This is a genomic window from Serratia sp. NPDC087055 (assembly GCF_044900985.1).
Classification (GTDB): domain Bacteria; phylum Pseudomonadota; class Gammaproteobacteria; order Enterobacterales; family Enterobacteriaceae; genus Serratia.
This window is the reverse complement of record NZ_JBJDOG010000014.1, coordinates 1-9,673: the sequence shown is the minus strand read 5'-3', so window position 1 is coordinate 9,673 and position 9,673 is coordinate 1. Positions and strand designations below refer to the sequence as shown.

Sequence of the window (9,673 nt, the reverse complement as noted above, 5' to 3'; positions counted from 1 at the left end):
TCAGAGTTTGCAGCACGGTGGCGGAATGGAAAATGTGAAGATAAACAAACCGACATTACTAACTAACGGTTGTATCTAATACTGGGGGCAGGTCAGAACTGCACAAAAAAAGATCGCCAGAGATCCTTTTGTTGCAAGGAAACGAAAATCGGGTAGTATTTGCAGTGGTTTGTGCTGTTTTAGTTAGGTGTTAAGTGCCTGAGCAGACGATGTAATTCGAGCAGTGTGTAACGAGACTTACAGGCTGTAGTGGATAGGGCATATCCTAAATGTCCAGGGAACAAGGCTTGGAAGGTACAGGCCTTGAATGCAAAAACCCCCCGAAATCTGTCATCAACTTGGCGGAAGAGTCAGATATCAGGGGGTCAAAAGCAGGCGCTGGCCTGCAGAGATTATAACGCATGTCATTTAGAAAACAATACCTGTCCGCCATAAGTTCAGGACAGGGTGACTGAGCAAGCAATCAACTATCAGGTTCGCCCTGAACCTGTCTATTGTCCAACCCGTCGCGGTGAATCAAACCGATTACGCAAAGGGCAACCGAAAATCCATTGTCACCATATAGCGGTGTTCTCCGGTACCGTACCTCGCGGTGCCGCGGCTAAAGTCGTTGCTCGTATTCGTCAGCATGACTGGAACCGGAATTCTGCGTTGGTTGCATTGCGTCAACGTGGATATATCCCATATCGACGTAGAAACGATCCAAGTTATACCCCGAAACCTATGCGAGTGAGCACACGTGAAGAAAGCCGGCGTGCATTGACCGCACTTTCCTTAGCATTAGCAGCCAACTGTGACTATAACCCGGATGCTGATTACCCGTTTGAGATTATTGCTCCGTTCGAGGAAATCGCTCGCGCCATCGGCGTGCTGCATATTTATGAGAGTGGCCGTAAATCTTGTGATGTGGCTACCCATGCTAGGGATGTGATGGAGGAGTTGGATTACCTGGTTGTGCATCGGGCTTGGGATGCTGATGCTGGCCAATATAAAGCGATGCGTATTTTTTTGACGGAACGCTTTTTTACTAGCCGCGGGATATCTGTTGAGGAAATTCGCTTATGGCTTCACGGGTATCGCCAGTGGGCGATAGTCAATGGCCTCACTGAATCACTGCGTAAGAAGCACGAACGTCATCAACTACGCATGGCCCGCCTTGGTATTGATATTGATTCACACCATTCGCTAAAAAACCGCCTGCGTCAGATTAAGAGGTGGGTCGTAAGTCCAGATCTGCTGCAAGAGAAGAGGGCGATCGTTGAAGATCTAGGGAAAGAGCTAGATGAACTGGCGTCTAAAATGCGAACGCGCAATGGAAATGGAAAAATAGTGAACAGGTATCAAATGACCTGGGTTCGTTGGTCTACTAGTGCAGAGGCTCACCCAATAAAGATTATGCAGCTCAAGCGTGTTCTAACTGATGAACACCCGTCTTTAGAGCGGGATGATCCTGAACAGTATTACCGGCTGTTGCTGGAACGCGCCGGCGTACTCCCCTAAGCATTATTTTCACCGTTCAATACAATGACCCGTGCCCTTGTGCGGGTTTTGTGCTGCGTGTAAAAGCTAAAAACCCTCTTGTATATGCCTAAGGTTCTATTCAAAAGTGCCTCCTGGAACGAGAAATTAGTCGTAGTTCATGGTCTCAGACCGTCAACTCAAACAGTTGATGAAATATCATTCAGTTAACTTCGAACAAGCGCACCAAAAAATAGCTAATTTCGAAGGTTATTTCTGAACAAAACAAGCCCCAAAAAGGGGAGTATATTTCGTGCCGGCTAAAGCCAGGCTCTCGAAAATAGCTCCCTCCGCTTTGCTCCGGGCAATAACATTTCATTGCATAGAACACAAAACATCGATAACTAGGAAAATCCCAGTTCAATAGCTTTTCAAATTACAATATCCACCCACCAAAGTCAGTTTCAACTCCAAAGTAACTCACTAACTGCAAAGTACAACTCCGCAAATACACGCTGCGATCTAAACTGCAATAAATTTTTTAATCACCGAAAAAGACTCACTTAGAGGCTCCGCTTTCTGTCAAGAAAAAATCGCTTCTGATTTAAGCATACAGCCCCCTAAGCGCTGTCAGCAAGCTGCCAGCACTAAGTCCCCGATACATCGCGGCTATGCCGCGCTAACGGGGTTAAAAGGACTTAAATCAACATTTTCATCGCTGTTAGTTAGTATGGCTCTTCAGGTCGGGAGGAGTATAAGGATCTTTAATGATCCTCCACCGGCTCACGCCGGGCTTCGGCGGCTTGACTACAGAGTCATATAAAACAATATCATACCGCCTTATATGCGCTACGCGCATCAGTGGCACACATTTTGGCCTTGCCACGCTGGCATAAACGCTTATACATCACCTTCATCGCCGGGTTAAATCTCAGACCTCACAACGATGCCAGATACAGTTTTGCCCTGATTTCTGGTGGCCCAATTTTTGACAATCGACTCCGCCCTCTAATCGACGTACCGGAAGATTTTTCAACCGGAACTACACTTATACAGGCCGCTGCCTACTCTGCAGTTTCGAAATGATAACCAGCATATTCAGACCTAATTGAGTTCCCACGGATTTTATCGATGTCAGAAGATCATAATCCCTTTTAATTCAGGATGCTGGTCGAGATGAGTCAGGATCAGAGCTTCCAAATGTTCAAGCTCAGCACTCAGGTTACGAAGCACATTTTCGATGGATTTAGCGACAACAAGAGGTACGTTCGTTGCCAAGCATTTTTCCAACTTGTTTTTTTCGCGGCTACTGTCCGTGACAAGCGTATCACGGCGACGCAAAGGGCGGGGGATCCATGGTTCCGGCTCTCTAAACAGGCATAAATCCAGAGTTTTCTTGCCGACATCAATACTTAGCTGAAACATAAACATTTTCACCTTTCACTGAACCATCACGGCTATTACTCTTGTACATGTAGAGTCATCGCTCTTTGGCAACCGTTCAATGTTAATGTTGGCGTGAAAGGTGAAGTGGAGGGCCTTAGCTGCTAATCAAGATTTTTATCATTAAATGCGAGGGCAAGCTCACTCCACTTCATGTAATGGTAGCTAACCACCACATGTTTATTACATACAAGGATAGGGGGCCGTTTGGAGTAGTTGTGGACAATAATTGCGAATGAATCCACAGACGGAATAGTGGTCCTATAAATATTGAACTAATTCATTGATCGATTACTGATCAATGAATGTTAAGGCATGCGGAAAGTGGGGGTTTACGGCGGATAGAACTCGTGGTGTGGGATGTTATTCACGGAAATATTGAGTAAGATTATAGGTTTGGTCACGGTATACAGACTGATAGGCATTTATGGCGACGTTGTTTATTGATTTACTTATCAAACCGCGTAAAAGATTCCGACTCAAAACAACCTCTCAGGATGATTTGAGTCAGCAATTAGTGCGATACGTGCAGCATCACTACATCCGACAGACAGGTTGGGAGCTCTATAAATATGGTCGTAGCTGGGGAAATTTGTGCCATGTTGTACCGAGCACATTTGTCGCTTGGCTAGAAACGCACAATGATAACCCTCGAGCTGTAGAAATCGTTGATAGCTGTAAGGTATACCTTTGTTCAGAAGAAGGGGCTGTTGAGCCTTCTATAGCCGTATACATCCCTCTCAGTTGGTTATGTATTACGATCCCTCCAATGAACGAAGTATTGCGCGAACATTGGCAAACCCGGATAGGTACCGTTTTGTCTGATCCGATGCCCGTGAGTGTCCCAACGCTAAAGCCTTCCGATTATTATCTGTTGTGTGAAGGAAGAGCAATTCCCAATGTCTGGCAGCACCATTTTGAGCTGTGCATGAGAAATAGCATGCCGTTTATTGTGTTGTGGCACTTTCCACCCAAACAGGCCCGTTTTGTTACACGATATGACATCTTGTTTTCTTGGGAGCCTTTGGTCAAAAGCCATCAGCACGTTTTCGAAAGCCCTGAGTATCCTGACATAGCTAAGATCATCACCAAGCGTATTACTCAGTTACTGAAAGAAAGGCGTCACCTGGATGGGTTTAAACGTGTCACTCTGCAAAATGTTCTAGGTGAAGGGCAAATTAACATTCTTAAACTCAGTTTTGAAGCAGCAGAACAGTTGACGATAGACTTGGTGAAAATGATGCAGCTGATGATCAACGAAATAGAATTGAAACTGAAGAAAAAGACAATTGGGATGCCTTGAAAGGGGGCTGATGCTCAGTGGAACGAAAACTCATGTTAAGAGGTTTTAACTGTGAAAATCGGCGACGTACCTTCCAGTTCTGGCATTTATGAGTGCCAGAAATGTAAGTACGAAGGCGTCGTGAACCGGGAATGGCATCAAGCTTCCACCTTGCTCTAACTGTAAGAAAAAAGGGCATAGCAATAAATGGAAGTTATTGGTTAAAGCTACCGATAAGTAACAAAGCCCTTCGGGGCTTTTTTATGTCTGTCGCCTGTGCTGATTTACCATAATCCCCTGCACACACCGTTAAAACGCACTCAGCGCGTAACTGACGGATAACCGGTAAAAGAGGTAACAAACCCTGCCAGAAACGCACTGGATAAATCATACCAGGATGCATGGCTATGCAGCCAAGTGCATGAGTTCGATTTTGGCGGCGAACGGACAACGTAAGCCGTATTTATGACAAATATCATTGACTCCGATCACAGTAGTCATATGTATCACCACATGACTACAAAGGTGATTTTATGTCAGCAGCGACATTCATCATGTCTTGATGATGGGATTCATCTTTCCTAAAAAAGCGCCATTCTTCGCTTGTAAAGCATTAATTATCAATTAATTAATATGAAAAACAAATGGGCTTACTCTGACTTTCCTTCTTCCAGAGTCTTGTAAAATGTGGAGCGGGCATTACTTAGCTGACGGGCAATTTCTGTTGCTCCAATGCCTTTCTGATGAAGTGCCAGCATAGTGTCTCTGTCTACTGAGCGTTTACGGCCAAACTTTGACGCAAGGGACGCTGGGCCGTAGCATCCGGCGCTCCCAGAACAGGATAGAATCTTATCACCAGCTCAGTACCTCAGTGGCCAAAGTCGGCGGAAAGAAAGAGTTAACCGGGAAAAATGACATTGAAACAGACTTCAGTAACTAGTGCGGGTGCCTGATTTCCAATGCGATCGTTTATTACAACTCGGCGATCCCGGCGGATAACCCCTGAATGTAATTTTTTGTACAGTGCTTGCTCTGGAATGCTGCGTTCAGTATGTTCCAACAACGCAGCGAATCTAAGGCTATATGAACTTGACTTGCGTCAGGGATGGATAAATACCGCCCCTGCATGTGCCAATAAATTCCATAACCTAGGGAGAATATTTATGACCTATTTGCAGGCTTTGTTCCAGACGCCGGGCATCCGCAGCTTTATTCCGCTAACGATAATGCGAATCGCCCTCGGAGTGTTTTTCTTCGCCTCCGGCTTTAACAAAGTCTTTGTGTCAGAAAACCAGGCCATGATGCTGGAAACCATTACCGATGCAGGTATTCCGTTCCCGGCATTTATGGCGTTTTTTGTCGCCGGTAGCGAAACTCTGTTCGGGCTGCTGATGGCCGCGGGATTCCTGACGCGCCTGAGCGCGCTGGTGCTGATGATAATCAGCCTAGTAGCACTATTTACCGTCGGACTATACCATATTCCGGCAAACCTCAATTTGCTTACCTGGTACAATTGGCTGTTTTACCTGCCCGAATCTGCCTATATCGTGATTTGCCTGCTGCTGGTTGTGCAGGGTGGCGGCCCACTGAGCGTTGACCGTCCTGTTGCACAACGTCTTGCCCTGCGGGGGCATTCTCTCCGCCCCAAATGAATTGCTCCGTTTTCCTGGGACAGTTCATGGTTAGGAAACTCAATCGCATCCTTTTGAGCTAGCTAACCATGAACGGGCATCATACCCTCCAAAACCGTAATGAACTTATTGGCTAGATTCACGATTTGCCGGGCTGATACCGGGAAAACGGAAAAATCTGGGGTTCCGGCACAGAACCCCTAAAAAAAACGTCAGGCAGGGAAGTCGATATGCCCGTTGATTTTTTGACGTTTCAGCAGACTGAGAATTATGGCAGATTCGCCGGCGAACCGGATGAATTTCAGCTGGCGCGTTATTTTCATCTTGATAAAGCGGATAAAGAATTTATCGAGAAAAGCCGGGGTGATCACAATAGGCTGAGTATTGCCCTGCAAATAGGGTGCGTGCGTTTTCTTGGCACTTTTCTTACTGACATGAATCATATTCCTTTCGGCGTCCGGCATTTTACCGCCAGACAGCTCGGAATCCGTGATATCACTGTTCTTGCAGAATGCGGTAAGAGGGAAAATACACGCCATGAACATGCAGTGTTGATACGTCAGCACTATCAGTATCGCGAATTTTCCTGGCCCTGGACATTTCGCCTTACCCCTCTTTTATATACCCGGAACTGGATTAGCAACGAACGCCCTGGCCTGCTTTTCGGTCTGGCGACAGGGGGGCTTATGCAACATCGTATTATTCTTCCCGGAGCCACCACGCTGACCCGGTTGATTTCAGAGGTAAAGGAAAGGGCGACATTGCACCTGTGGAACAAAACTGGCACTGATACCTTCAGCCGAACAGTGCTCACAGCTGGAGATGTTGCTGGGGCCAACTGATTGCAACCGCCTGTCTTTACTGGAGTCACATTAAAAAATGTCTTATGACCATTAGTGGTCCGGCGTTTAATGAAGTAATTAAACGCTGGAAAACTCTGAACGATTTTGGCCTGCATGCTGACAACCTGAGTACACTCCCGGCTGTGCACCTGAAAAATCTCGCACGTTATGCTGGTATGACTTCGGTGTTCAATATTGCCAGGATGTCACCGCAGAAAAGGGTGGCAGTTCTCGTTGCATGGGAAACGCTGGCGCGGCTGAAGAAAGAAACACCGGACGAATCGATTCGCGCTGAGATGTCAGCTACATCCCCAGGCAAAGGCTGACTGAAATCATCACGTTTGTCCGTGAAATTTCCCGACCCTCAGACGATAATTTTCATGACGAAATTGAATGCCTGTAACAACCTTATGGTTATTGCGATATTCTACGACAATAAAAGTCGTATTATTTAAAAGAAGATTCACCCTTAAATAAACTAATAAATTTACAACTATTAGCGCGTCAGTACACATAAAATCGAGAAGAAAATTCAACCCTGATACTTTTCCGTACCAGGATTTTTAACGGGAAAAATGTCAAATGAATGCATTTTAATTTCTTAATGAATCGTTTAATATTTCAACGGAAATGTTAAGTGCCAGTTTAAAAACTAGGAGTTATATATGAAAAATTATGGCCAATACCCCAGTGGTAATAAGGCATCAACCATAGATTTATACCATAATGAAGAATTTACATTGATATATAAATTCTTCTGTTTAAATATAGATTAAGAGGTTTATGTATAAATTTTAGCTCATTATTGCTATCGCAAACGTTGTGGAAAAGCTCTTCCGTTAGAAACGTATAACCTACTTTTCTTTTTAAAAACAATGGAATTTCACATTCATTTACTTTAATTACCTTGGGTTTAATACCCATATTCTTTAGCCGTTTTACCATGTTAATAGTTAACGAGTGATTTAAAACTGCATGAGTGTGAATTAATAAGCCATTTCGCATGACGCTTAAAATGTCATCATTTTTACCAATTAGATTTTCATGTAAAACAACGCCAACCCTCTCTGGAGGAAGATTTAACTTTCTGACTCTCTGATTTTTAATATCTATATTCAAAGGGGATATTATCATATTGTATACGTTATTGTTTATATCATAAGCTAAATCTGATGTATTTGTACAAACAATATCTAAGTTATCCGCATCCACTTCAATATCATAATTACTAAGAGTAGCATGCACATTAATCAAGGGGAATCCGTCAATTAATACCGTGAATTTATCATGGTTAGTTCTTGAAAATAAATTTATTGCTTCATTGATGTCATCTAACGGCCTTTGTATTTTTCTAATCAACACTAATCCATCTTCATTTAATGCGAGCTTGTTGTTTTTCTTTAATGTTATTTTCCTACCAAGTTCGTTTTCTATTGATTTTAATGCTTGAGATAATGCTGATGGAGTTATGTTTAGCATATCCGCCGCATTACTTAAAGAATTTCCCTTAGAAAGGGCTAACAGGTAATTTATTTTTTTTGAAAAGATCATAACAATCCCTCTGGCAAATTAACAGTCAATTTTTCAATTCATTAACATTTCTTAAGAGTGGTGTCGACAATTAAAACATAAGGTAAAACCATGAGGCTATTTCAATTGCATGGTGCCCCCCCCACTTAACAGTACTAAAAACACTTTATTATTATCTGGTTGATTTTCTCCTTTTTTGTTGTTTCTTCTTGTTTTTACACTTTAAATATATCAGTGTAAGTTTTTTTTTTCATTAAAAAAAACTTACACAAGTTTTATGAAAAACTAAATGACTCTCTCACCTAATCATGACAATAATATAAACAACAGATAAACAAAATGCTAACCTGACAGATTATTTCATGATTTTTAGATCGAGCAATTGTTAATGATATTTTTAGGCCATATGTTTCCAGTTTTGCTTCCGCCACTATCAGACCAATAAGAAGGTAAAAACCGAAATTTGTTCGAAAATGGATTTTGTTTAGCAAAAAATATCTCACTAAAAATAAAATTCAAAACGAAAAGCGTGTATTAGATCACTGTTTGATGTTAACTAATATCTGAGTAGTATCCCTGCGGTGCTCGCCCTAAAGGGGGACTACGTTCCAAAATCAATCATCATGTGACTATTATTCCTCATCGGTTTGGAACACAGGCCTTATGAAAGCAGTTTTAGAAAAGTAATCCTCAGTTCAAGAGCTATCCATAGATACCCTTCTTCATGAGACTCTGGACTGACCTCGCCTGCCCTATAGTTTGAGCATATGGGCATACCACGATTTACGCCTGAGTTTGAAGAAGATGCTGTTCGTCAGATCACTGAACCCGGCTATTCCGTTGCTGAAGATTTCGAGCGTCTGGGCGTTTCTACGCATAGCCTCTACAACTGGCTGCGGGGCATCAAGCCTGATCAGTGAACAACATACCAAGGATTTACTTGAAGCTAAAAGCAAGATCCTGAAGCTCACAGAATAGGTTCGGGATATTATGAAAAATACCGCACGGTATTTTGCAAGGAAACCCGACTGAAGTATCGCTTTATCAATGAGCACCGCACTGTGTGGGGTGTCATGACGTGTTCGTCGAAAAAACACTTCTTCACATGGGATGTCCTCATGTGGCTTATGAAGACATTACTAACATCGGGGTGTACTAATCAACTGGGAGCAGGTCAGACTCTAGTGTTGGCGTATGCAGAGTCTTAAAGATGGCTGGAGCAGTAACACTACGTTCAGTTATTCGATGCGCTCAGTGATTGTAGAGACATTCTACGATAAGAAATTTCGTATTATTTAATGAGAATATAATCCACCTAAAACCACTAGACTATTCACAACTGATACCAAGCCAGTACTCAAAACTGGAACAGTCATCGGGACAAGGCCGGCTGGGTCTTTAGTGGCGTAATATCTTCCATGGCATAGGCTTCTGTTTGGGTAATAGCCCGCTTGCTCTTCAGGGCAAACCCGGTTGCTACGATGGCG

The 9,673-nt window shown here is 43.4% G+C and carries 6 protein-coding genes and 3 pseudogenes; 5 read left to right on the top strand and 4 right to left on the bottom strand.

Annotation, left to right across the window (positions count from 1 at the left end; all coding sequences use genetic code 11):
* The first annotated feature begins 447 nt into the window (after window positions 1–447).
* Complete coding sequence (locus tag ACI2J2_RS24520) at window positions 448–1,500, top strand: Replication protein (protein WP_404761054.1); 1,053 nt, start codon at window positions 448–450, stop codon at window positions 1,498–1,500.
* Between the two features lie 896 nt (window positions 1,501–2,396).
* Here the strand turns inward: ACI2J2_RS24520 and ACI2J2_RS24515 are convergent.
* On the bottom strand, window positions 2,397–2,471 hold the full coding sequence (locus tag ACI2J2_RS24515) for a hypothetical protein (protein WP_404761055.1): 75 nt from the start codon (window positions 2,469–2,471) through the stop codon (window positions 2,397–2,399).
* A gap of 121 nt (window positions 2,472–2,592) precedes the next feature.
* Window positions 2,593–2,883, bottom strand: coding sequence for a hypothetical protein (locus ACI2J2_RS24510; RefSeq protein ID WP_404761053.1), 291 nt, complete (start codon window positions 2,881–2,883; stop codon window positions 2,593–2,595).
* 445 nt (window positions 2,884–3,328) lie between these two features.
* Between ACI2J2_RS24510 and ACI2J2_RS24505 the strand changes: the two genes are divergently transcribed.
* A complete protein-coding gene (locus ACI2J2_RS24505; protein WP_404761052.1) occupies window positions 3,329–4,204 on the top strand; it encodes a hypothetical protein in 876 nt (291 codons plus the stop codon).
* 629 nt (window positions 4,205–4,833) lie between these two features.
* Here ACI2J2_RS24505 and ACI2J2_RS24500 read toward each other — a convergent pair.
* A pseudogene (locus tag ACI2J2_RS24500) lies at window positions 4,834–4,977 on the bottom strand (helix-turn-helix domain-containing protein); the annotation flags it as partial.
* A 369-nt stretch (window positions 4,978–5,346) separates the two neighbouring features.
* Between ACI2J2_RS24500 and ACI2J2_RS24495 the strand changes: the two are divergent.
* Both ACI2J2_RS24495 and ACI2J2_RS24490 read left to right on the top strand, forming a co-directional pair.
* Entirely contained in the window at window positions 5,347–5,835 is a 489-nt protein-coding gene (locus tag ACI2J2_RS24495; protein WP_169317914.1) for a DoxX family protein, read from the top strand.
* Window positions 5,836–6,044: 209 nt separating this feature from the next.
* A pseudogene (locus ACI2J2_RS24490) lies at window positions 6,045–7,047 on the top strand (DUF4158 domain-containing protein); the annotation flags it as partial.
* A 344-nt stretch (window positions 7,048–7,391) separates the two neighbouring features.
* Here the strand turns inward: ACI2J2_RS24490 and ACI2J2_RS24485 are convergent.
* The gene (locus ACI2J2_RS24485; RefSeq protein ID WP_404761051.1) at window positions 7,392–8,207 is read right to left on the bottom strand and encodes a LysR family transcriptional regulator; all 816 of its coding nucleotides are present in this window, start codon (window positions 8,205–8,207) and stop codon (window positions 7,392–7,394) included.
* A 746-nt stretch (window positions 8,208–8,953) separates the two neighbouring features.
* Here ACI2J2_RS24485 and ACI2J2_RS24480 point away from each other — a divergent pair.
* Window positions 8,954–9,295 (top strand): annotated as a pseudogene (locus tag ACI2J2_RS24480) (transposase); the annotation flags it as partial.
* Window positions 9,296–9,673: the final 378 nt, after the last annotated feature.